Raw genomic sequence first — 22,541 nt, 5'->3', positions numbered from 1 at the left:
GATGGGCTGCCGTTTTTGTTTGCGAGATCGTTGCTTGCGAGATCTTAGGCGACCCCTTTCTTAATCAAGTATTGATATGGCACAGCGTCGGTCTGCGCAGCCAGCAACTGGTGATCCATAAAACGACAAAAACTCGGGATGTCGCGCGTGGTCGAGGGGTCATCCGCCGTGACCAGTAATACATCGCCATCGTCCATGTTTCGAATTGTCTTCCTGACCATCATAACGGGCTCCGGACAGCGAAGTCCTTCTGCCTCTAAGGTGTGGGTTGCCTGGGTGGTATCGATAGTCATCGGGCGCTCTTTGTCAGGTCAATTAGGCGCTTGATAATACTGGCGGTGAAAAAAACTTCAATAAGCACTTGGCAAATGGATCATTTTGTTTTAACTTAGTTAACAACTTGGTAACATTTAAAGCTCAAGGCAGGGATACGCTGACTTGAGTTGACACCAGCAAGGAGCGCTTATGTTGACCGCATTGGATCGATTGACCATTTACTCGGTGCTTTGCTTGATCTCATTTTGCGCGCTTGTGTTACGCGCCCCGGCGGACGCTTCCTTCATGCCTTTGCTCGGTATGGTGGCCTGCGTGACAGGGATCTGGTTAGAGATGCACCGATTTTCAAAAGCCTCTGACGAACATAGAGGTTAACGCTTCCCTTCCTAGTGGCGTTGACCTAACCCCATCTCCAAATACATTCCGACACTATCCCCCAGTTTTCTTGGGCTTCCCCGCTGAAAGGCGGGATTTTTTTTTCTTAGCGGTTACACTAACAATACCTTATCTCCAGAGTGGTCATTGTGGAACTAGAAGATGTGTATCGCCGCGACCTCAATTTATTGGTTGCACTGCGAGTCTTGATTGAAGAGTGCAGCGTGAGCAAAGCGGCGCAGCGGCTCAATTTGAGTCAATCGGCCATGAGCCGTGTGTTGGGGCGATTGCGTGATTTACTGGGTGATCCCTTGTTTACCCGTCAAGGTCAGCAGCTTATCCCGACAGAAAAAGCGTTGGAGATAGATCGCGCGCTCGGCGAGCCGTTGGAATCACTGCGGCAATTGCTCTCGCCGCTCGATTTTGACCCGCAGCGCTGCGACCAAACCTTCACCATTGCCACCACCGACTACGCGATGCAAACCATCTTGCCGTTTGCTCTGCCGAGGATTTATCAAGAAGCGCCGAATGTGTCGTTTCACTTTCAGCCGCTTCAGCATGACCGACTTGCCGATCAACTGATTTATGAAGGTGCAGATTTAGCCATTTGCCGACCGACAGGCCCCGTTGAACCGCTGCGCAGTGAGGTGCTCGGCAGAGTGGGCGTGTTGTGTTTGCTGTCTAAGCAGCATCCATTGGCTGAGAAGACGATGCGGCTCGACGACTACCTGCACTACCCCAATGCGATGATTGCCATCAGTGATGGTGTGAACGCCTTGATAGAGCAAGCGCTGGTGGATCTACCCAAACGAAAAATGGTGCTGCGCGCGTATCATTTAGAAGCCGCGCTAGCGATAGTGGATACCATGCCGCTGATCATTACTGTCCCGGCGGATTTGGCGTATCTGGTCGCGGAGCGTTATGACTTGGTGATCAAACCTTTGCCGTTTCACTTCACGCCGTTTGATTACTCGATGATTTGGCATGCGCGTTGTGAACATTCGCCGGCGCAAGAGTGGCTAAGAGCGATTGTCAAAGAAGAGTGCGGACGACTCATCGCCAAGCGCATAGAAGATATGGGGTTAGATTAATGCCATGCACCCTCTCGAGTGCATGGCAGAGGTCTCGTCAAATGTGCGCAATTACAGCTTGATGACCACACGACCCGTCACTTGGCCGTTGGTGATCTGCTCGGCAAATTGCGGCGCTTGCTCAAGGGTAATTTCGTTACACGCTTGCGCGAAGTAGCTTTCAGGTAGCAGCTTGGTGAGGCTTTCCCACGCCTGAATACGCTTGTCGGTTGGGCAAGAGACCGAATCAACGCCTTGCAGACGCACATTACGCAAGATAAATGGCATCACGGTCGTCGGCAGATCAAAACCCCCCGCAAGGCCACAGGCGGCCACGGTGGCGTTGTAATCCATCTGCGCAAGCACTTTTGCCAGTACCTTGCTACCCACAGTATCAACCGCGCCGGCCCAAATTTGTTTTTCAAGTGGGCGCGCAGGCTCTTCAAATTCTGCGCGATCGATGATGCGTTTCGCACCGAGCTTTTCAAGAAGTGGGCCATTTTGTTCAACACGCCCTGTGACCGCAGCAACGCTGTAGCCGAGCTCAGCCAGCAGCGTCACCGCCACTGAGCCCACACCGCCGCTGGCACCAGTGACAAGAATCTCACCTTGTTCCGGTTTGATGCCGGCATCCAGTAGCGCTTGGACACACAGCATCGCGGTAAAGCCTGCGGTGCCCACCATCATCGCCTTCTTGCTATCTAGCCCTTGTGGCAGTGGAACCAACCAATCGGCTTTTAGGCGCGCACGTTGCGCCATACCGCCCCAATGGTTTTCGCCCACGCCCCAGCCGGTTAACACCACCTGATCGCCCGCTTGGTAACGAGCGTCGTCAGAGCGCACCACGGTGCCCGCTAAATCAATCCCGGGAACCATAGGGAACTGACGGATGATTTTACCTTTACCCGTGATCGCCAAACCGTCTTTGTAGTTCAATGATGAGTAATCGACCTCCACCAACACCTCGCCTTCGGGCAGTTGGTTTTCGTCAATTTGCTCAATCGATGCGATGGTGCGTTTTTCTTCTTGGTTTAGGATCAGTGCGTTAAACATAAAACTCTCCACAGTGGTGCAGCAATAGTAAGAACTGTGTTGAGTGTAGACGCAAAACCACTATGACTAAAATGAAACTTTAGCATTATGTTCATGCGTATCACGCATTATTCAATGGGTAAGGTGAGTAGGAAGCGAGAGAGGGATGAGGGGCGATGCGGATGAAAGAAAAAACCAGTAAGAACAAAGCCAGTCCGAAGACTGGCTCACTATTCATTCCCATCGATTTTGATGATCGAGAGATCAGGACAAGAAGAACTGATAGGACGGGTTGTCCGTTTCGTCTTTGTACTGATAGCCGAGCTCGCGTAGGTGCGCGCCAAAGCGGGAGAGATCGTCTTCGCTTAACTCAAAGCCACACAGCACGCGACCGTAATCGGCGCCATGATTGCGATAGTTAAACAAGCTGATGTTCCAGTGCGTACCGAGCGTGGACAAAAACTTCAGTAGCGCCCCTGGGTATTCCGGAAACTCAAAACTGTAGAGGCGCTCCTTGAGCGGTTTCGACGGCTTGCCGCCAATCATGTAGCGCACATGCAGTTTGGCCATCTCGTCGTCGGAGAGATCCACCACCGGATAGCCCCCTTCGCGCAGATCGGCAATGATGTGGTCGAGTTCCTCTTGGCCGCCTTGCAGACGCACACCAACAAAAATATTGGCCAAGGTGTCGTCGTTGTAGCGGTAGTTAAACTCGGTCACGGCACGACCGCCGATCAGGTTGCAAAACTCAAAAAACGCGCCTTGTCGCTCCGGTATGGTTACCGCGAGCAAGCCTTCTCGTTTTTCGCCCAGCTCACAGCGCTCAGAGACGTAACGCAAACCGTGGAAGTTGGTGTTGGCGCCAGAGAGCACAGTGCCGAGGTTTTGGTCGCGCAGCTGATGTTTTTCCGCGTACTTTTTCAGACCGGCCAACGCCAGTGCCCCAGAAGGCTCGGCAATGGCACGCGTGTCTTCAAAAATGTCTTTGACTGCGGCGCAGATCTCATCACTGGATACGCTGATGTGACCATCAATGTACTTTTGGCACAGACGGAAGGTCTCATCACCAATGCGTTTGACCGCGACGCCATCGGCAAACATGCTGACTTGGTCAAGCACCACAGGCTCGCCGGCGTCTAACGCCGCTTTTAAGCAGGCCGAATCTTCCGGCTCCACCGCGATCACTTTGACTTCCGGCATCAACTGCTTCACCAATACCGCCACACCGGCCGCTAAACCGCCACCGCCGACAGGAACGAAGATGTAGTTGAGGTGGCCATTTTGCTGCAACATCTCCATCCCGATCGTCCCTTGCCCTGCGATCACCAATGGGTGATCAAAAGGCGGCACAAAGGTATAGCCATGTTCGGCAGCCAGTAACTCCGCTTGGGCTTTTGCTTCATCGAAATTACTCCCGTGCAGCACCACTTCGCCGCCAAAACCGCGCACGGCCTCCACTTTGATGTCCGGCGTGGTTTTGGGCATCACTATGATGGTTTTAATGCCCAGTTTGGTGCCCGAAAGCGCCATCCCTTGGGCATGGTTGCCCGCCGAGGCGGCAATCACACCGGCGGATTTTTGCGCCTGCGTCAGGCTAGAGACCATAGTATAAGCGCCGCGAAGCTTGAACGAGTGGACCGGCTGGCGATCCTCTCGTTTGAGCTGCACATGGTTATGGATGCGCGCGGATAGGCGCGGCATCGCTTGCAGCGGCGTTACTGTGGCCACTTCATACACTGGGGCTCGCAGGATCTGGCGCAGATAATCGGCGCCAGAGGGCTGAGGCTTTTTGGTCGTTTTTTTCTCGCTGGTGGCCGTGTCATTCATGGTTTAGCCCTCGAGTTTGGACTTATCACGCACCGCGCCTTTGTCTGCGCTGGTGGCCATGCTGGCGTAGGCTTTCAGAGCAAAAGAGACCTCACGCTCGCGAGAAACCGGTTTCCAGCCAAGCTTGTCTTGCTCTGCGCGACGAGTCGCCAGCTCTTCCTCAGATACCTCAAGCGAGATGGTGCGGTTTGGAATGTCGATCGCAATCAAATCCCCCGGTTTCACCAAGCCAATCGCGCCGCCATTGGCCGCCTCTGGAGAGGCGTGACCGATAGAGAGACCCGAAGTACCGCCTGAGAAGCGGCCATCGGTAAGCAGAGCACACTCTTTACCAAGTCCCATGGACTTCAAGTAGGTGGTAGGGTAGAGCATCTCTTGCATGCCCGGGCCGCCTTTCGGGCCTTCATAGCGGATGACGACCACATCGCCCGCTTTGACTTTTCCACCGAGAATGCCCTCTACGGCATCTTCTTGGCTTTCAAATACTACCGCAGGGCCAGTGAACTTGAGGATACTCTCGTCCACTCCAGCGGTTTTGACGATACAACCATCAAGTGCGATGTTGCCTTTTAGTACCGCAAGGCCGCCTTCTTGGCTAAAGGCGTTGTCTTTGGCGCGAATACAGCCCGAGACGCGATCGTCATCGAGTCGATCCCAGCGGCAGTCTTGAGAGAAGGCTTTGGTGGTGCGAATACCGGCCGGTCCTGCGCGGAAAAAGGTCAACACGTCTGGATCTTCGGTCTGCATGATGTCGTATTGCGCCAACTGCTCTTTCATCGATAGGCCCAGTACGGTGCGGGCATCATTGTGCAGCAAGCCAGCGCGGTCGAGCTCACCCAAAATCGCCATGACGCCACCTGCTCGGTGGACATCTTCCATGTGGTATTTTTGCGTCGACGGCGCCACTTTACATAGGTGAGGCACTTGGCGTGACAGACGGTCGATGTCTTCCATATCAAAGTCCACTTCACCCTCTTGCGCCGCAGCAAGCAGGTGCAAAATGGTGTTGGTGGAGCCGCCCATGGCGATGTCGAGCGCCATAGCATTTTCAAACGCGTCAAAGGTGGCAATGTTGCGCGGCAAGGCAGACTCGTCCTCTTGCTCGTAGTAGCGGCGAGTCAGCTCGACAATGCGCTTACCGGCATTGATGAACAGCGCCTCGCGATCGGCGTGTGTGGCCAGCATCGAACCGTTACCCGGCTGAGATAGACCGAGGGCTTCGGTGAGACAGTTCATCGAGTTGGCGGTAAACATACCTGAGCACGAACCACAAGTTGGACAGGCGCTGCGCTCAATCTGCTCACTTTGCTCATCGGAGACTTTAGGGTCAGCACCTTGGATCATCGCGTCGACCAAGTCGAGCTTGATCAGTTGATCAGACAGCTTGGTTTTGCCCGCTTCCATTGGTCCGCCCGAGACGAAAATTACCGGAATATTGAGGCGCATTGAGGCCATCAGCATTCCCGGTGTGATTTTGTCACAGTTGGAGATACACACCATGGCATCCGCGCAGTGGGCGTTGACCATGTACTCCACCGAGTCGGCGATCAGCTCACGAGAAGGCAGCGAGTAGAGCATGCCGCCGTGACCCATCGCAATGCCATCATCGACCGCGATGGTGTTGAATTCTTTGGCAATACCGCCTGCTTTCTCAATTTCGCGGGCCACCAATTGGCCCATGTCTTTGAGGTGAACGTGACCGGGAACAAACTGAGTGAACGAGTTCACTACCGCGATGATCGGTTTACCGAAATCTTCATCTTTTACCCCAGTTGCGCGCCAAAGTGCACGAGCACCGGCCATGTTACGTCCATGAGTGGTGGTGGCGGATCTGTATTTAGGCATCTTGCATACTTCCTTATTTTGCTGCGTCTGCGGGGTAAACGTAATCTAACCAGCCCCACTTATCTTCAGTGGTGCCGTTGAATAGGCCAAAGTAAGCCGTTTGAAGGGCTTGAGTGATAGGGCCTCGACGGCCACTGCCCACTTCGATTTTATCAATGGTTGCGACGGGAACGACTTCCGCCGCGGTGCCGGTCATAAAGACTTCATCGGCAAGGTAGAGCGCTTCACGCGCAATGTTGGCTTCGCGGACGTCATAACCCATGTCACGCGCGAGCGTCATGATCGAATCACGGGTAATGCCAGGCAAAATCGCACTGGTGGCGGGTGGAGTGGTGATCACGCCATTTTTGATGACAAAAATGTTCTCACCGGCCCCTTCAGACAGGTAGCCATCGACGCTCAACGCGATCCCTTCATCGTAGCCGTGACGACGCGCTTCACCGCCAACTAACAAGGAAGAGAGGTAGTTACCGCCCGCTTTTGCTGCGGTTGGAATGGTGTTCGGTGCGGCGCGATTCCAACTGGAAATCATGGCATCAACACCCTTCTCTAGCGCTTCTTCACCTAGGTAAGAGCCCCAAGGGAAGGCGGCAATGATGAGATCCATTTCGGTATCCGCGGGCGGGCAAACGCCCAAGCCGACGTTGCCGACAAAACCGAGCGGACGGATATAAGCGTTATCAAGCTTATTTTGGCGCAGGGTTTCGCGGGTTGCTTCCATGATCTCATCGATGCTGTAAGGAATTGGGAAACGGTAAATTTTGGCGGAGTCTTTGAGACGCTGCGCGTGTTCGCGGTGACGGAAAACAATCGGCCCTTTAGGCGTGTTGTAGCAGCGCACGCCTTCAAACACGGAGGTGCCATAGTGCATCGCATGGGTCAGCACGTGCACATTGGCTTCGGCCCAAGGGACCATCTCGCCGTTGAACCAGATGTAGTCTGCGGTTTTTGTTGCCATGATTGCCTTCCTTATGCGCAAATTTGTTGTTGTAGGTTATTGTTTGGCAATGCGTCATTCGCAATTTGCGTCACTTCGACACTGCGCACGTCCCACAGTTTTTCAATCTGATTGGTGAGAAATGAAATTGGGCGATCGCTGTCGACGATGATCTCTACGCTGGCGATTTTGCTGGAGTGGTTTTGCGTACCGGCCACCTGTTTGACGACAAAGCCACGATGACGAACCACGCGAAGCACACGCTCAAGCAGTACCGGTTTATCATCGGCTTTAATATCAATTAAGTATCTTTCCATGTTAAGTGTTCTCCAGCATATCGTTGTTGGACGCGCCCGGTGGAACCAGCGGCCATACGTTTTCTTCTTCATCGATAAGGACATGCAGCAAGTACGACGTCTCGCTCTCAAGCATCTCTTTGAGCGCAGGACCGACTTCTTCTTTGCGGCTGATGGTTTTACCCGGAATGTCGAACGCTTTCGCCAACATGACGAAATCAGGGTTGTCATCCAGAATGGTTTCACTGTGGCGGCCATCAAAGAACAGCGATTGCCATTGACGCACCATGCCGAGGCGTTGGTTGTTGAGCAGCACAATTTTCACCGGGATCTGACGACGCTTTAACGTGCCCAGTTCCTGAATGTTCATCATAAATGAGCCATCACCGGTGACCAGAATCGATTGATCGCCCGGTCTGGCAACGGCGGCGCCCATGGCTGCCGGTAAGCCAAAGCCCATAGTGCCAAGACCGGCTGAGGTGATGAAGTTTTGCGGCTCGCGCGGCTGGATGTGCTGTGCCGCCCACATTTGGTGCTGGCCAACATCGGTCGAGACGATGCTGCTGTCAGGCATCATATCCGACAAGGTTTTCAATAAGCCCGGCGCGTAAATCAATGAGCCTGGGTGGTCATAGCGCCACTTAAAGCCACTGCGTAAGCTCTCGCTGTGTTTCACCCACGGTGTAATGTCTTGAGACAATTCGAGCTGAGAGAGCGCAACGCCAATTTCACTGCGAACAGGCGCATTGGCTTGGCGTAGCTTGTGGATTTCGGCGGCGTCGATATCGATATGAATCACTTTGGCGTTGGGCGCAAAGGTGTCGAGTTTGCCGGTCACGCGGTCATCAAAACGGGCACCAACGGCAATCAACAGATCACACTCTTGCACAATCAAGTTGGCGGCTTTGGTGCCGTGCATGCCAAGCATGCCTAAGTAGTGTGGGTCATGGCGTTCAATCGTCCCTAAGCCTTTGAGTGTGCTGACCGAGGGCATCGGGTTGAGGCGCAAAAACTCGCGCACGGCACCCGTGGCATGGCCAAGTTGCACACCACCACCGACGTATAAAACGGGGCGGGCACTGTGTGACAGCAGATCCTGCGCTTTGGCAATCTCGTCAGCGCTGGCGCGTGGCATGGCAGGTGGAGTGAAAGAAGGAAGAACAGAGACCGGCGCGTTGGCGAGTTGGACATCTTTGGCAATATCGACAATCACAGGGCCCGGGCGGCCGGTCTTGGCGACTTCAAATGCCTCGGCTAAGGTAGGCGCCAGTTCGTTGATGTCGGTCACTAGGTAGCTGTGCTTGGTACACGACAGCGACATGCCAATCACATCCATCTCTTGGAACGCGTCGGTGCCGATGTGTGAACTGGCGACCTGTCCGGTGATCGCCACCAGTGGAATGGAGTCCATAAAGGCATCGGCAAGGCCAGTGACCAAGTTGGTGGCTCCCGGTCCTGAGGTTGCCATACAGACGGCCACTTCTTGAGTGGCTCGCGCCATTCCAATGGCGGCCATTGCGGCGCCTTGCTCGTGTCGACACAAAATGTGCTCAACACCGCCATCATAAAGGGCATCGTAAATTGGCATGATGGCCCCGCCGGGGTACCCAAAGACGGTTTGGATGCCTTGCTGTTTTAATGCGGCTACGACTAACTCTGCACCAGTCATCAAAGGCCTCCTTGTGTCTTGTGACTGCGACCTTGTGTCTTGTGACAGCGAGTGGCTTGGCAGTCTTGTTGTGTTGCTTTGCACGTCATGTGCGCTCCCATTCTTCCTGCAGTTCTTAACGATGAACTGTCTAACGCTTAAAATTCTGCCATCCCATAGGTTGAAAAAAACCCCCGGACTTTTCAGTGCGGGGGTTTTTTAGAATCTGTGGTTATTTGTCGCCCACCATCCCCCGCGCGGAATCAATAATGACCACGATAATCAGGGCTAGCAGTGAAGTGAAGCGGGCGTAGAAATTCATATTTAATTATTTACGTTGATGTTGTGTCGCCATTCGTACCAATCGCGCATTTCACTGGTTCTGCTGTTTGTGCAGTTTTGGTTACGTGCGTCGGCTTAATTTCGTACGAAATTGATTGCGTCACTAGTGGTAACATAGAATTCCGTTACATGACAAGCAAAAAGTCATTCTTTTTTCACATTCCCGTTGCTTCTCTACACGCTATATAACATCACGCCTAGTCAATTCAATCAGAGAGAACACATGAGTTTAGCCGTGATTCATAGCCGCGCATCGGTGGGGGTCGAAGCCCCGCCGGTAACGGTGGAAGTCCATATCAGCAATGGGATGCCCGGGTTTACCCTAGTGGGGCTGCCGGAAACCACCGTCAAAGAGTCACGAGATAGAGTGCGCAGCGCCATCATCAACTCTCGGTTTGAATTTCCCGCCAAGCGAATTACCGTCAACCTCGCGCCCGCTGATTTGCCTAAAGAGGGCGGCCGCTTTGATTTGCCGATCGCGCTTGGGATTTTGGCGGCCTCAGATCAGATCCCACTCTCGGCGATGAGCGACAAAGAGTACATCGGCGAATTGGCACTGTCGGGCAAAATTCGCCGCGTGAAAGGGGTGTTGCCCGCCGCGCTTGCTGCCAGTCGAGCTCAGCGCTGCTTGGTGGTGCCCAAGCACAATGGCGATCAAGCGGCGCTAGTGGGCGCGGCGGTGCACAAGTCGGCCAGCAGCTTACTAGAGGTCTGCGCGGATGTGTGCGGACAACAGAGCTTGAATCTGTTTCAAAGTGCGCCAGAGCCCATCAAGCCGCTGCGCACGACCCGTTGTTTGCAAGACATTATTGGTCAGCAACAAGGCAAGCGCGCATTGGAAATTGCCGCAGCAGGCAACCATAACTTGTTGTTTTTGGGCCCACCCGGTACGGGCAAAACCATGCTTGCGTCGCGTCTGTGCGATTTACTGCCAGAGATGACCGAAGCTGAAGCGATGGAAACCGCCTCCGTCACTTCGCTGACTCAGCAAGAAATCAACGCCCACAACTGGAAACAGCGCCCCTTTCGCGCGCCGCATCACTCCAGCTCTATGGCGGCCTTGGTGGGCGGGGGGAGCTTGCCAAGGCCGGGTGAAATTTCTTTGGCGCACAATGGCTTACTCTTCTTGGACGAGATGCCCGAGTTCGAGAGAAAAGTGCTCGATTCACTGCGCGAGCCACTCGAATCCGGGGAGATCATTATCTCCAGAGCGCAAGGTAAGACGCGCTTTCCCGCTCGCTTTCAGCTGGTGGGTGCGCTGAATCCGAGTCCGACTGGCTACTACGAGGGCAACCAAACTCGCGTTAATCCTCAGGCCATTTTGCGCTATTTGAGCCGTTTATCTGGTCCTTTGCTGGATAGGTTTGATATGTCGATTGAGATCCCTGCATTGCCCAAAGGCACCTTATCTGAAGGGGGCGATCGCGGTGAGCCTACCGAGCAGGTCAGGCAGCGCGTGGCGCAGGCAAGAGAGACCATGTTGGCGCGCAGTGAGTGTGTCAACGCGCTGCTAGGCAGTCGCGATATTGAGGCGTTTTGCCCGCTCAAGAAAGCCGATGCAGAATTTTTGGAAACGGCGTTGCACCGATTGGGGCTGTCGATTCGCGCCTATCACCGCATCATCAAAGTGGCACGCACCATCGCCGATTTGGATGGCGCAAAGGACATAGAGCGACCTCATTTGGCCGAGGCGCTCGGTTATCGCGCGATGGATCGCTTGCTCAAGCAGTTGACTGCGCAGGCGGTGTGACATCAAGTTGAGGGCCAACGAACGCCGCAAGCCCTGTGGGGCAGGTTAGAACTGAAAGCTTAAACCCAAAGAGAACAGCGCTTGTTTTTCGTCAAAAAAGTCGAGGTTGGCGTCGGTTTCATTGTACCCGGCGAAGGAGACCAAGGATAAATTTGGCCAGCCGAGAAACTGTTGCAGCTCATAAGCGGCAAACACACTGAGTTTGTCTTCACTGCGAGTTTGACCATACAGAGGGTGAATGGCGTCATAGTCGCGGCTGCGATAGCCCGCGGTGAGCACTAGCTGATGACGGGCAATACGCTGAAAGAGAGAGACCTCTCCGCCCCATGAGCGAAATGAGTTGGCGGCCCCTTCGGCATCACTGCGCGTGTAGATGATCGCAGGCACCACAAAGGCGGCGCGACTGAAAGGCACGCGCACACTGCCTTTGAGGTAGTAGTTGTCGCTGTCACGGCGCAGGGCTAAGGCATTGTCTGGCGTGAGTTGTGTCAGTCCTGAACGTTCGTCATCGACCTTTTTTTTGCCGTAAGCGCTATCAAGGTTGATGCCTGTGCCGAGAATATTGCCCAGCTTGAGTCGATACGCGTCGCCTTTTTCATCGGTGGAGGCGCGCGCTACGCCGACAAGATACGGGTCTTGCCACACTTCGCCAGACATCACCGTTGGCAAATAGGAGACATCCACCGTGGTGCCATACGCTAAACGCTGTTTATAGCCGAGCTCAAGTGCGAGGGTGCCGATGGCAATGTCATCGCGCGAGGTACCGGCATAGAGTTGTTTGTCGCCTTTTGAGCCAAAGGTATAGCGAAGGTTGCCAAGCGGCGCAGGGACCACACTGCTGTCGCTGGTGCCACTTTGATCGATGCTGTTGATGACCTCATCACCTGACGTGTTGAAGTTGGAGGTGGAGGAGAGATAGAGCGCATTGAGCGAAATCTCGCCACTGAGCCCAGGGCGACCGTTCGGGTTGGCTGCGGCGCTTGCCGAACATAACGAGGTGGCGATAAGCGATAAAACCGGTATTGCAAAGCGAACATCCATTTTCGTCTCCTAAAACTCCAGTGCGTGGCGTGGCCAACTACTCAGACCATCGCCTTAACGATTCCAATGTGGTCAAGGACTTGTATAATTGCACGCGCTTTTTTAAAACCCAAGTTATCTTGAACACACGACAAGATTATTACGCAACATACATCGTAAACTACTCATTGGATCTCACTATTTCACTATGTTGGCCTATTTATTACTGGTAATGAACGTGTTGCTGGTGGCGCTCAATTCTGCTGTCTGCTCTCTGCTCATTTGTCTCATTGCGCTGTTGAAGTTGCTGTTACCAACGCCCGAGCTGAAAGCGAAGGGGACGGCATTGGCCAATCGGGTGATGTGGTTGTGGGCGACGGTCAACACCGCGATTTTGAGCCTCTCAAACCGTGTGGAGTGGGATGTACAAGGGGCAGATGCGCTGAAGCGCGATGGTTGGTATCTGATGATCAGCAATCATCTAAGCTGGACCGACATTGTGGTGCTCTGCTCGGTGTTTAAAGACAAAATCCCGATGCCGAAGTTTTTCCTCAAGCAGCAATTGCTCTACGTACCGTTTATTGGCATGGCGTGCTGGGCGCTGGACATGCCATTTATGCGCCGTTATTCGCGCGAATACCTGCTGCGTCATCCTGAAAAACGGGGACAAGACTTGGCAACCACACGTCGCTCGTGCGCCAAATTCAAACATAGCCCGACCACAGTGGTGAACTACGTGGAAGGCACCCGTATCACGCCAGAGAAATTGCGTCGCAGCAAAGCCGGTTATGAGTATCTTCTGCAACCGAAATCCGGTGGTATAGCCTATACCTTAGCGGCGATGGGCGAGCAGTTTGATAATATCCTAGACGTAACGCTCGCGTACCCGAATAACCCAGATAAACCGTTTCGCGATGTGTTGATGGGCAAAATGACCAAGATCGTAGTTCGCGTGCACGTGTTGCCGGTGGATGAGCAGGTGCTGGGTGACTATTTCAATGACAAGCCCTATAAACGCCAGTTTCAGCAGTGGCTCGGTGAGGTTTGGCAGAGGAAAGATGCGCAGCTCAAAGCAATCCATGAGCCGCCATCATCAAACCCACCGCCATCAAAACAGTGACCCATCAAAAAAGGAGCCGAGGCTCCTTTTTTCGTTTGACGATGGTGACTGGCTTATTGAGTCAGCAGGTAGTTCACCAAGTCAAAGTATTGCTCTAGGGTAAAACCGCGTGGCGGCTGAACCAAGTAACGGTTGTTGACCACGATAGAAGGCACACCCGTTAGGCCGCTGTCTTTGAACTGCTTGTCAAAGCGACGCACCATAGAGTCCACCGCAAAGCCATTGAAGTTCGAGTCGAATTTTTTGCCATCGATGCCTTCGTCAGTGAAGATTTGGCGCAGCTCTTCGTCACTCTTCGGTGCTTTACCCAAGTTGTGGATACGGTTAAACATCACCGGCACCATTTGATCTTCCACGCCAAGCGATACCATAGTCGCGTATGCTTTGCTCATGGAAAGGCCCATGTTGCCACCCATGAACGAGACGTGATTTTTCTGCAACTTCACCCCTTCAGGTAGCTGAGCTTTGAGCTGGACAATCACGGGTTCCATCGAGTTGCAGTGTGGGCAGTAGAAAGAGAAAAACTCCGTCACCAAAGGCTTGCTTGATGGTTCCATGTTCAACACTTTGTAGTGCTCACCTTCGTTGTACTGAGCCGCGTGTGCCGAAACACTGAGGAATAGGGCGGCGACAAGTGCAAACAGTTTTTTCATAATGACTCCATTTTAAAAGGCTTTTTTACCACTGTGGCATTAATGACAAGGGGGGCTCGCTCAGTGCGGATATCTGCTCTTTGAACCCGAGTACCTGATTTTCCCAATATTTTGCGTCGTTAAACCAAGGAAAGGCGAGTGGGAACGCAGGATCTTGCCACCGTTTTGCTAACCATGCCATGTAGTGCACCATACGTAGACCGCGCAGCGGCTCGATTAGTTTCAATTCGTTAACATTAAAATCATGAAACTCTTGGTACGCTTCGAGGATAATATCAAGCTGCATCAGTTTGTCACTACGTTCGCCACTGAGCAGCATCCAAAGATCTTGAACACTTGGTCCATTGCGCGCGTCATCGAGGTCGACAAACATCGGACCATCACGCCACAAAATATTGCCGGGATGACAGTCACCATGCAGCCTGATCGGTGTATAGCTGTTGTCCCACTGTGCTTCGAGTGAGGCGATCAGCAGGTCGAGATCGTTGAAAAAGGCGCTTTGCAGATGAAGAGGAATAAAGTCGGAATTTTGCAGCAGTGCTCTCGGTTGGTATAGGTATTCTTCAAGGCTCATGCTGGGGCGATGCACAAACGCTTGTTTGGCTCCGATACTGTGAATGCGCCCTAAATAGCGACCGACGCCCTCGAGCTGCTCTATATTATCCACTTCAAATTGGCGGCCGCCCACGCTGGCAAACAGCGCAAAGCGATAGCCTTGGTAGTGATGCAACGTGGCGCCATTGATGACCAGTGGCGGCGCGACGGGGATCTCCGCTTCGACCATCTCTTGGGTGAAATCGTGCTCTTCCTGAATTTGTTCGGCACTCCAGCGCTCAGGACGATAGAACTTGACCACATAACGTTGGCGCTCTTCATCGCTAAATTGATACACGCGGTTTTCATAGCTATTGAGTGGCAAAAAGCCGGATTCAGCGCGAATGCCGATGCTCTCTAGCGCGTACCACATAAAATCCGGGGTAAGGGCATCAAAGTTAAAGGCGTGTGTTGAGGGAATCTTTTGTGTCATAGCCGGTTTCTTGTGACTGAGAAAAAGAACCATGCATGACGCGAGCATGGTCGTGAGGGGCAAAAAGGGCTCATCATGAGCCCTTCACCCTAGCGCGTCGCCTCTCGACGCATTTTTATCAAGGTGATTGAATTGACCTTCTCTTGCTAAACGATGGTCACAGCTTCTTGATAAAGCGACTTTCCACCTGGGTGGTAAAGTCTTGGCTGTCGGACAGTATAAACTGGATTGTCGCGACAGGTGAGCTGAGATTGTCCGGGTCAACACCCAAGCTCATTGGCAAGTTGAGGACTTCCCCAGGCGCCACTTGTACTGTCTGTTTACCATACCAAGTGACATCACTCAGCCCTTCAACAGAGAGTTGATACGCCTGACGCTGCTGGGTTTTATTGATGATCTTCAACGTGTAGGTATTTTCAATTTCCCCAGAGCCGTTGACTCTAAACAGCTGATTACGGTCACGCAGCACGCTCAGCCCTGCGGGGTCAACGCTGGCGACTTGAACGAAGAACAGGCCAATCATCACCAATAGCACCGCGCCGTAGCCGAGCAGTTTTGGCCTCATCACCTTGGTGTGCTTGCCGGAGAGACGGTGCTCGGTGGTGTAGCTGATGAGCCCTTTGTCGTAGCCCATCCGCTCCATGGTGTGATCGCACGCATCGATACAAGCGCCGCAGTTGATGCACTCATATTGCAAGCCATCACGAATATCGATGCCGGTTGGGCACACTTGCACGCACAAGTCGCAATCGATGCAATCGCCTAAACCGAGCTGTTTGGGATCGGCTTTGCGTGAGCGGGGGCCGCGCTGCTCACCGCGTGCACTGTCATAACCGACGATAAAGGTGTCTTTGTCGAACATCGCCGATTGGAAACGTGCATATGGGCACATGTGAATACACATGATCGAGCGCATCCACCCGGCATTGCCGTAGGTACAGCCGGCGAAAAACAGCACCCAAAATACCGGCCAAAACGATGCGTTGAGGGTAAAAAACTCGACCACTAAGGATTTCACTGGCACAAAATAGCCAACGAAGGTAAAGCCCGTCGCTAACGCAATGGCCAGCCACGCCATGTGCTTGAGGGTTTTTCGCCACGCGAGTGAGGCGGTCAGGCGGCCAGAGTCTTGTTTGCGGCGTTTATTTGCGCTGCCCTCCAGTTTCTCTTCAAACCAGATGTACATAAAGGTCCACACGGTTTGCGGGCAGAGGTAGCCACACCAGACGCGACCTAAAAACGTGGTGATAAAAAACAGCGCAAAGGCCGCAATCACGAACAGCAACGCGAGCAAGGTGAGATCTTGCGGGTAGAGTGTGGTACTAAAAAAGTTAAATTGTTGCTGACCGATGTCGAGCAAAATCGCCTGACGGTCGCCGTAAGGGATCCATGGGATAAGCGTAAACAGCAGCAATAGAAACCAGCCACCATAGCGGCGCAGCTTTTGGAAGGTGCCTTTGCTTTCTCTGACGTAGATGCGATTGCTTGGGTTAAATCTGTCGCCGTTGTTTTTGTGAGTTTTGGGATTGAAGGTTTTTGGAGTCACGTCTTTGACATCGATCTTATCTTGACTCATGGTGCTTCCTTATAGGCTAAAGCAAGGGTGTGTCGCCCTTGTTACGTCCGACTTTGCTCTGGTCTCCTGTCAACTTGGCCCAGCGCGATGCAGCCGAGTTCAAGTTGTTGGAGATCTTGTGATCTGTTTTTTATTGTTAGCTGGCGATTATATACGCAATAGGAATGGGTTTTCTTTAAGACTATCAAGCTTTAACCACAAATTAGCCTACATGCTATAACCATAATGACTAATAACACGTGCTACTAGATGGTTTAGCGATAAAAAAGCGACCCTTAGGTCGCCATATCTGATCCGTGACGCAATGTGTCGCTTAATCAATTAAACCGCGCGCACGCAAAATCGCGGTTTTAAAGTCATCTTCTTGATCTTTTTTGAGCCCGGGAATCATCTCGTCTTTTGCGCTATTGCGCATTTTTAGATGATAGATAAGTACATCATCGGTCAGCTCTTCAAGTTTGCCTTGATACCCCGCCTCTTGGCTGAGTTTGACGATAAACGCCAATAAGTTCATCTCTTGGTCTTTTTGCCATTCTGGCTCAAGCAGTTCCAATAACTCTTCAATACGGTGACACTTCATGCTGTTCTCCACAATTTTTATAATGTTTTGCCTTAAGGTAGCAAAAGGGACGTGCAGAGAGCAACGCGAATCGTGCCGTGCTTATCGTCAATGGGCGTAATCAGGGGGCAAAGAAAAAGCGCAGACGAAGCTGCGCTTTTCATTATGCTGCTTTTACCGCTTTTGATGGGGCAGACATCAAAAGAGTTGTCTGTTCCACTAACGTCATCGCAGGGTTGACTTTTTTTGCCGTTGGAGCAGACGCAAATCCACTACGACGACGCATCGCACTACGGTTTGTGTGCGAAAACCTGACTGCTGCTGGGCGCATCGATGTACCTAACTGTCAGGCATCTCCATTGCCAATTTAATGGCCTGTATTAACTATGAGTTGAGCTTCAACGTCACCTTGATGCTGCTGAAGGTTGGCTCTTCTGGCTTTCGCCAATCCAAATAATTAACCAGGATTGTTGATATGCATGCATATCAATCGTTAGAGTAGCACTAAGGGTAGAATTGGTCGATAACTAATCGATCACTGTTTTTCATTCTCTATTATTCTGTGAGTAGACAGAAACTTTGGCGAGATAAAGCGCGCTATAGTGAGGGTCTGCTTGGTGGTTTCACCCATAAGGGAGGTGTATATGTCGTTTTTCAAGAAAACCCTCGCGAGCTTTGGTATTGGAAGTGCCAAAGTGGATTCAGTGCTGCGCCAAGAGGTGTTATACCCGGGGCAGAAGGTGAACGTCACCATTCATGTCTATGGCGGTTCGAGTGCGCAAGAGATAGACAACATCGAACTCAAACTCTACTGCCGTTACATCAAAGAAGTGCCGGACAATCACCATAAAAGTGACCACAACGCCGGTCGAATGCGCCGCGTGCCCACCAGTTATACACTGGCGACGTGGACGCTGCCTTACGCGTTTACGATTGAGCCTGGTGAGACGCGCGATTTCGAAGTTGAGTTGGATGTGCCGTGGAATACGCCGGTCACCATTGGTGATTCCAAGGTGTGGCTTGAGACTGGCCTCGACATTGCGATGGCCAAAGATCCAACCGACAAAGATATTTTGACGGTGCGCCCCGATCCTCTGCTTGATGGCATCTTTACTGCGTTAGAAGCACAGGGGCTGCGTATTCGCCAGGTAGAGTGTGAAGAGGTGGATGGCTTTGCTCTGCCTTTTGTGCAGGAGTTTGAGTTTGTGCCGACCACAGGGCCGTTTCATGGTCGTTGGCGAGAGTTAGAAGTGGTGGCGTATCGCAGTGAAGACGAACTGCAAATGTGGTTTGAAATTGATCGTCATCGTGAAGGGGCAAAAGGGATGCTCGCGAGCCTGCTGGGTATGGGGCAGTTGAAACGCCAACTTTCCATTTCGCTCTGTACCCCCGCAGAAGAGGCGGGCGAGCAGGTACTGAACTACCTCGATGCGCATTCTTGAGGCTCATATTTGATACTTGGGCGCGACATCGACAGCGAGCCTCACCTATCACCTCATCTAATTTAAGCTTACACTTGTAAGCTGAACATGGCATACTCTGGAGTGTTTATTCTAATGCTCCAGAGTGATGCCTATGTCGACGCTTTTATCCTCTTACAGCCGCGAAGAAGAGCGAGCCAATATGCTCAGCCACGGTCTGGGTTTATTGCTCAGTGTGGTCGGGCTGTTGGCCTTGCTGCTGCGCGCCTTCGAGCAACAGGCGGATGCCTTGTCATGGGTCAGCTATAGCCTGTACGGCGCCAGCATGATACTGCTGTTTTTGGCGTCGACCCTCTATCATGCCATTGATGTGCCGCGAGCCAAACGGGCACTGAAAACCTTCGATCACTGCGCCATTTACTTGCTGATTGCCGGCAGTTACACGCCATTTTTATTGATTGCGCTCAGAACGCCGCTCGCGATCGGTTTGATGGTGGTGATCTGGCTGATTGCCTTGGTGGGGATCGTGATGAAAGTGGCGTTCGTTTATCGCTTCAAACGCCTCTCTCTGGTGACCTATTTATTGATGGGATGGCTGTCGCTGGTGGTGATTTATCAACTGGCGATGACCTTACCACTGGAAAGCTTGATGCTGCTGGCGATTGGCGGCGTGGTCTACTCACTGGGCGTGGTGTTTTATGTCGCGAAGCGTATTCCCTACAACCATGCTATTTGGCATCTGTTTGTTTTGGCGGGCTGCGCCTGTCACTTCTTTGCCATTTATCAGCTGCCGGTCCGATAAGCCCACAGAGGAAGGCCGAGTGCCTATCGGCGCCAAAAGGCGGGGAAGAACAACACCAGCAAGGTGAGAATTTCTAGTCGCCCCATCAGCATCCCAAAACTGAGTAACCATTTAGCGGTATCGGGCAGGGGAGCGAAATTACCGGTGGGGCCGATGACACTGCCCATGCCCGGGCCGACGTTGGCGACCGCGGTAATCGCACCGGAAATGCTGGTGATAGGGTCAAGGCCGAGTGCACTCAAGCAACCTGCAATGAAAATAATGGTGATGAAGAACATCAAACCAAACGCCACCACTGAGCGCACAATATCATCGTTGACAGGGCGCTGATTGTAGCGCTGGACGAAGACCCCAGACGGGTGAATCAGTTTCATCATCTGCTTATTGAGCAGCGTAATGGCGATTTGAAAACGGAAGATCTTGATGCCGCCAGAGGTGGAACCCGAGCAGGCGCCCGCCATCATTAAGAAGGCAAACAAGGTGGTCGGTAGCGCGCCCCAAGCGGTGAAATCTTCTAAGCCGAACCCGGTGGTGGTGACCACCGAGACGATGTTAAACATGGAGACTCGCAGCGCATCCGCCACCGCGTAGCCATCACGCACGACCAGCCAACTGGCAATGATCACGCTGCTGGCGAGAAACAAAAGGGTGAAACCGCGCACTTGCGCGTCGCTGGCCAGCTCATTCAAACGGCGTTTGCGCAGCGCGGAGACAAAAAGCAAAAACGGTAACCCGCCCAAGAACATAAAGAGTGTGCCCACCCAATGCGCGCCATGGGAGAAATGGTTCATCGAACCGTCAGAGGTCGAGTAGCCGCCCGTCGACAAGGTAGTAAAGGCATGGTTGATCCCTTCAAACAGCGTCATGCCCGTCATCAAGTAGCCGAGCAGGCAAAGGCCGGTGAGGGTCAAATAGACGATGACGATGTTTTTTGCCACGGTTTTAGCGCGCGGGCTGCTTTTGTCCGACCAATCAGAGGATTCGGTATGAAACAGTTTCATACCGCCGACATTGAGCATTGGCAAGACGGCGACCGCCATAACAATAAAGCCAATGCCACCAAGCCACTGCAAAATCGAGCGCCACAATAAGATGCTCGGCGCCATCTCATCGAGTCCGCTGAGGACCGTTGAACCTGTGGTGGTGATGCCCGACATGGTTTCAAAATAGGCGTCGGTGAAGCTGATGTGATTGATGAACACAAACGGCAGGGCGGCAAACGCGCTGGCAATCGTCCACACCAAGCTGGTGATGAGGAACATGTCTCGCACGCTCAGGCGAAAGCGCCGAGTTCGGCCAATCGTCAAGCAGACAAAGGCGACCAAGTGGGTGATCAGCACCGATTGACCAAACTCCAAAAAGCCTGCAGTGCCGGTGACAAACGCCACCAGCGTCGGCACGTACATAAACAGCGCCAGCTTAGAGAGCACGAGTCCAATGACGAATAGAACCGGGCGAAAATTCACCATAAGGTCGTCCCCTTAAAGGAAGAACGGACTCGGTTGGAAGAGGGTTTCCACGTCAGGGATGTATTTCTTATCGACAAGGAACATCACCACGTGGTCATCTTGTTCAATCACGGTTCTGTCGTGTGCGATCAGCACTTCTTCACCGCGAACAATGGCACCGATAGTGGTACCTGGAGGCAGTTTGATTTCACCAATCGCGCGGCCGACGACTTTCGAGGTCGATTCGTCACCGTGTGCCACCGCTTCAATCGCTTCTGCCGCGCCACGGCGCAATGAAGAGACGTTAACAATGTCAGCACGGCGCACATGCGTCAGCAGCGCTGAAATCGTCGCTTGCTGCGGCGAAATCGCCACATCTATCACGCCGCCTTGGACCAAATCGACGTAAGCCCCGCGTTGGATCAGCACCATCACCTTTTTCGCGCCCATGCGTTTGGCCAGCATGGCGGACATGATGTTGGTTTCATCTTCGTTGGTGAGCGCAATAAAGACATCGACTTGGTCGATATTCTCTTCGGTGAGCAACTCTTGATCGGCGGCGTCACCACAAAAGACAATGGTGTTTTCCAGCTCTTCTGAGAGACGTTCGGCGCGTTGATAACTGCGTTCAATCAGTTTAACGCTGTAGGTGTGTTCGAGGCGCTTGGCCAAGCTGGCGCCGATGTTGCCCCCGCCGACAATCATAATTCGGCGATAGGGTTTCTCAAGACGTTGCAATTCACTCATGACGGAGCGAATGTGGTTACTTGCAGCGACGAAAAAGACTTCGTCGTCCGCTTCGATGATGGTGGTGCCTTGCGGACGAATAGGGCGACCTTGACGGAAAATCGCCGCCACGCGGGTGTCAATGTGCGGCATGTGTTCACGCAGCGCAGAGAGGGCGTTACCAACCAAAGGGCCGCCGTAGTAGGCTTTAACGGCCACTAGGCTAACCTTTTGCTCAGCAAAACTGACCACTTGTAAGGCGCCGGGGTATTGGATCAGACGTTCAATGTAGCTGGTGACCAACTCTTCTGGTGCAATCAGATGATCGACCGGCACGGCACCGGATTGAAACAGGGCTTCTTTTTCGGCGAGATATTGGGGCGAACGAATACGTGCAATGCGGTTTGGCGTGTTGAACAACGTGAAGGCCACTTGGCAGGCGGCCATGTTGGTTTCGTCCATATTGGTCACGGCCACCAACATATCGGCGTCTTGAGCGCCCGCTTCGCGCAGTACGTCAGGGTGGCTGGCGTAACCATTGACTACGCGCAGATCGTACTTATCTTGCAGTTCACGTAGGCGGTCGCTGTCTTTGTCGACGATGGTGATGTCGTTGTTTTCACCCACCAAGTTTTCTGCCAATGTACCGCCAACTTGTCCGGCACCGAGAATAATGATCTTCATCTTTTGCTCTCTTGAACGTCGTCATCGCCCCGATGACGGGGCGCACTGTCCTTGTTTATTGCGGCGTATTGCTTGACTTAAGACCTACCGCTTTTTCTTCACACCGC

Annotated in this window: 21 protein-coding genes; 6 read left to right on the top strand and 15 right to left on the bottom strand. The window is 52.9% G+C overall.

Going from position 1 to position 22,541, the window contains the following annotated elements; translation table 11 throughout:
- Nucleotides 1–44 precede the first annotated feature (44 nt).
- Nucleotides 45–293, bottom strand: a complete 249-nt coding sequence (tusA, locus tag AC6R10_RS17765; protein WP_334555515.1) for a sulfurtransferase TusA — start codon at nt 291–293, stop codon at nt 45–47.
- Nucleotides 294–465: 172 nt separating this feature from the next.
- On the opposite strand from tusA, the gene AC6R10_RS17760 reads away from it, so the two are divergent.
- The gene (locus tag AC6R10_RS17760) at nt 466–651 is read left to right on the top strand and encodes a hypothetical protein (protein WP_334555514.1); all 186 of its coding nucleotides are present in this window, start codon (nt 466–468) and stop codon (nt 649–651) included.
- Between the two features lie 149 nt (nt 652–800).
- Entirely contained in the window at nt 801–1,742 is a 942-nt protein-coding gene (locus AC6R10_RS17755) for a LysR family transcriptional regulator (RefSeq protein WP_334555513.1), read from the top strand.
- Between the two features lie 51 nt (nt 1,743–1,793).
- On the opposite strand, the gene acuI is transcribed toward AC6R10_RS17755, so the two are convergent.
- The 6 genes from acuI to ilvG all read right to left on the bottom strand — a co-directional run bounded on the left by acuI (nt 1,794) and on the right by ilvG (nt 9,327).
- Nucleotides 1,794–2,774 carry an acrylyl-CoA reductase (NADPH) gene (acuI, locus tag AC6R10_RS17750; protein WP_500630507.1) on the bottom strand — a complete coding sequence of 327 codons (981 nt, stop codon included), beginning with the start codon at nt 2,772–2,774 and terminating at the stop codon, nt 1,794–1,796.
- 243 nt (nt 2,775–3,017) lie between these two features.
- Nucleotides 3,018–4,580 (bottom strand): threonine ammonia-lyase, biosynthetic, encoded by a 1,563-nt coding sequence (ilvA, locus tag AC6R10_RS17745; protein ID WP_500673091.1) that lies wholly within the window; start codon nt 4,578–4,580, stop codon nt 3,018–3,020.
- Between the two features lie 3 nt (nt 4,581–4,583).
- Nucleotides 4,584–6,425: a dihydroxy-acid dehydratase gene (gene ilvD / locus AC6R10_RS17740; RefSeq protein ID WP_500630508.1), complete on the bottom strand. Its 1,842-nt coding sequence runs from the start codon at nt 6,423–6,425 to the stop codon at nt 4,584–4,586.
- Between the two features lie 13 nt (nt 6,426–6,438).
- Nucleotides 6,439–7,383 (bottom strand): branched-chain-amino-acid transaminase, encoded by a 945-nt coding sequence (gene ilvE / locus AC6R10_RS17735; protein WP_500626281.1) that lies wholly within the window; start codon nt 7,381–7,383, stop codon nt 6,439–6,441.
- Between the two features lie 11 nt (nt 7,384–7,394).
- Nucleotides 7,395–7,679 carry an acetolactate synthase 2 small subunit gene (gene ilvM / locus AC6R10_RS17730; protein WP_334555508.1) on the bottom strand — a complete coding sequence of 95 codons (285 nt, stop codon included), beginning with the start codon at nt 7,677–7,679 and terminating at the stop codon, nt 7,395–7,397.
- Between the two features lies 1 nt (nt 7,680).
- The gene (ilvG, locus tag AC6R10_RS17725; protein ID WP_500673090.1) at nt 7,681–9,327 is read right to left on the bottom strand and encodes an acetolactate synthase 2 catalytic subunit; all 1,647 of its coding nucleotides are present in this window, start codon (nt 9,325–9,327) and stop codon (nt 7,681–7,683) included.
- Between the two features lie 544 nt (nt 9,328–9,871).
- Between ilvG and AC6R10_RS17720 the strand changes: the two genes are divergently transcribed.
- Nucleotides 9,872–11,398 carry a YifB family Mg chelatase-like AAA ATPase gene (locus tag AC6R10_RS17720; protein WP_500673089.1) on the top strand — a complete coding sequence of 509 codons (1,527 nt, stop codon included), beginning with the start codon at nt 9,872–9,874 and terminating at the stop codon, nt 11,396–11,398.
- A 45-nt stretch (nt 11,399–11,443) separates the two neighbouring features.
- Here AC6R10_RS17720 and AC6R10_RS17715 read toward each other — a convergent pair whose 3' ends face one another.
- Nucleotides 11,444–12,439, bottom strand: a complete 996-nt coding sequence (locus tag AC6R10_RS17715; protein WP_500673088.1) for a DUF2860 domain-containing protein — start codon at nt 12,437–12,439, stop codon at nt 11,444–11,446.
- A 187-nt stretch (nt 12,440–12,626) separates the two neighbouring features.
- On the opposite strand from AC6R10_RS17715, the gene yihG reads away from it, so the two are divergent.
- Nucleotides 12,627–13,538: a 1-acylglycerol-3-phosphate O-acyltransferase, YihG family gene (gene yihG, locus AC6R10_RS17710; RefSeq protein WP_500673087.1), complete on the top strand. Its 912-nt coding sequence runs from the start codon at nt 12,627–12,629 to the stop codon at nt 13,536–13,538.
- Nucleotides 13,539–13,591: 53 nt separating this feature from the next.
- Here the strand turns inward: yihG and AC6R10_RS17705 are convergent, their stop codons facing one another.
- The 5 genes from AC6R10_RS17705 to AC6R10_RS17685 form a co-directional block, all read right to left on the bottom strand.
- Nucleotides 13,592–14,191, bottom strand: a complete 600-nt coding sequence (locus AC6R10_RS17705; RefSeq protein ID WP_500673086.1) for a thiol:disulfide interchange protein DsbA/DsbL — start codon at nt 14,189–14,191, stop codon at nt 13,592–13,594.
- Nucleotides 14,192–14,216: 25 nt separating this feature from the next.
- On the bottom strand, nt 14,217–15,218 hold the full coding sequence (locus AC6R10_RS17700; RefSeq protein WP_487903331.1) for a serine/threonine protein kinase: 1,002 nt from the start codon (nt 15,216–15,218) through the stop codon (nt 14,217–14,219).
- A 157-nt stretch (nt 15,219–15,375) separates the two neighbouring features.
- Complete coding sequence (gene ccoG, locus AC6R10_RS17695) at nt 15,376–16,794, bottom strand: cytochrome c oxidase accessory protein CcoG (RefSeq protein ID WP_500673085.1); 1,419 nt, start codon at nt 16,792–16,794, stop codon at nt 15,376–15,378.
- Between the two features lie 313 nt (nt 16,795–17,107).
- Nucleotides 17,108–17,374, bottom strand: coding sequence for a YihD family protein (locus AC6R10_RS17690; RefSeq protein WP_334555500.1), 267 nt, complete (start codon nt 17,372–17,374; stop codon nt 17,108–17,110).
- A gap of 142 nt (nt 17,375–17,516) precedes the next feature.
- Entirely contained in the window at nt 17,517–17,684 is a 168-nt protein-coding gene (locus AC6R10_RS17685) for a hypothetical protein (protein WP_334555499.1), read from the bottom strand.
- A 313-nt stretch (nt 17,685–17,997) separates the two neighbouring features.
- On the opposite strand from AC6R10_RS17685, the gene AC6R10_RS17680 reads away from it, so the two are divergent.
- The gene (locus AC6R10_RS17680; protein WP_500673084.1) at nt 17,998–18,795 is read left to right on the top strand and encodes a sporulation protein; all 798 of its coding nucleotides are present in this window, start codon (nt 17,998–18,000) and stop codon (nt 18,793–18,795) included.
- Nucleotides 18,796–18,928: 133 nt separating this feature from the next.
- Entirely contained in the window at nt 18,929–19,576 is a 648-nt protein-coding gene (gene trhA, locus AC6R10_RS17675; protein WP_500633438.1) for a PAQR family membrane homeostasis protein TrhA, read from the top strand.
- 23 nt (nt 19,577–19,599) lie between these two features.
- Here the strand turns inward: trhA and AC6R10_RS17670 are convergent, their stop codons facing one another.
- A complete protein-coding gene (locus tag AC6R10_RS17670) occupies nt 19,600–21,045 on the bottom strand; it encodes a TrkH family potassium uptake protein (RefSeq protein WP_500673083.1) in 1,446 nt (481 codons plus the stop codon).
- A 12-nt stretch (nt 21,046–21,057) separates the two neighbouring features.
- Nucleotides 21,058–22,434, bottom strand: a complete 1,377-nt coding sequence (trkA, locus tag AC6R10_RS17665; RefSeq protein ID WP_334555495.1) for a Trk system potassium transporter TrkA — start codon at nt 22,432–22,434, stop codon at nt 21,058–21,060.
- Between the last annotated feature and the right edge of the window lie 107 nt (nt 22,435–22,541).

The sequence above is a fragment of the Vibrio sp. R12-SG2-ISO1 genome (assembly GCF_059834045.1).
This window is presented reverse-complemented; position numbering and strand designations above follow the sequence as displayed.

Excerpts from the sequence above, each read along its gene's own strand:
- trkA (WP_334555495.1), bottom strand. The coding sequence starts at position 22,434 with ATGAAGATCATTATTCTCGGTGCCGGACAAGTTGGCGGTACATTGGCA.
- AC6R10_RS17760 (WP_334555514.1), top strand. The coding sequence starts at position 466 with ATGTTGACCGCATTGGATCGATTGACCATTTACTCGGTGCTTTGCTTG.
- AC6R10_RS17705 (WP_500673086.1), bottom strand. The coding sequence starts at position 14,191 with ATGAAAAAACTGTTTGCACTTGTCGCCGCCCTATTCCTCAGTGTTTCG.
- ilvM (WP_334555508.1), bottom strand. The coding sequence starts at position 7,679 with ATGGAAAGATACTTAATTGATATTAAAGCCGATGATAAACCGGTACTG.
- AC6R10_RS17700 (WP_487903331.1), bottom strand. The coding sequence starts at position 15,218 with ATGACACAAAAGATTCCCTCAACACACGCCTTTAACTTTGATGCCCTT.
- AC6R10_RS17715 (WP_500673088.1), bottom strand. The coding sequence starts at position 12,439 with ATGGATGTTCGCTTTGCAATACCGGTTTTATCGCTTATCGCCACCTCG.
- yihG (WP_500673087.1), top strand. The coding sequence starts at position 12,627 with ATGTTGGCCTATTTATTACTGGTAATGAACGTGTTGCTGGTGGCGCTC.
- tusA (WP_334555515.1), bottom strand. The coding sequence starts at position 293 with ATGACTATCGATACCACCCAGGCAACCCACACCTTAGAGGCAGAAGGA.
- acuI (WP_500630507.1), bottom strand. The coding sequence starts at position 2,774 with ATGTTTAACGCACTGATCCTAAACCAAGAAGAAAAACGCACCATCGCA.
- AC6R10_RS17720 (WP_500673089.1), top strand. The coding sequence starts at position 9,872 with ATGAGTTTAGCCGTGATTCATAGCCGCGCATCGGTGGGGGTCGAAGCC.
- AC6R10_RS17680 (WP_500673084.1), top strand. The coding sequence starts at position 17,998 with ATGTCGTTTTTCAAGAAAACCCTCGCGAGCTTTGGTATTGGAAGTGCC.
- ilvA (WP_500673091.1), bottom strand. The coding sequence starts at position 4,580 with ATGAATGACACGGCCACCAGCGAGAAAAAAACGACCAAAAAGCCTCAG.
- ilvD (WP_500630508.1), bottom strand. The coding sequence starts at position 6,425 with ATGCCTAAATACAGATCCGCCACCACCACTCATGGACGTAACATGGCC.
- AC6R10_RS17690 (WP_334555500.1), bottom strand. The coding sequence starts at position 17,374 with ATGAAGTGTCACCGTATTGAAGAGTTATTGGAACTGCTTGAGCCAGAA.
- ccoG (WP_500673085.1), bottom strand. The coding sequence starts at position 16,794 with ATGAGTCAAGATAAGATCGATGTCAAAGACGTGACTCCAAAAACCTTC.
- AC6R10_RS17685 (WP_334555499.1), bottom strand. The coding sequence starts at position 17,684 with ATGCGCCCAGCAGCAGTCAGGTTTTCGCACACAAACCGTAGTGCGATG.
- ilvG (WP_500673090.1), bottom strand. The coding sequence starts at position 9,327 with ATGACTGGTGCAGAGTTAGTCGTAGCCGCATTAAAACAGCAAGGCATC.
- AC6R10_RS17670 (WP_500673083.1), bottom strand. The coding sequence starts at position 21,045 with ATGGTGAATTTTCGCCCGGTTCTATTCGTCATTGGACTCGTGCTCTCT.
- ilvE (WP_500626281.1), bottom strand. The coding sequence starts at position 7,383 with ATGGCAACAAAAACCGCAGACTACATCTGGTTCAACGGCGAGATGGTC.
- trhA (WP_500633438.1), top strand. The coding sequence starts at position 18,929 with ATGTCGACGCTTTTATCCTCTTACAGCCGCGAAGAAGAGCGAGCCAAT.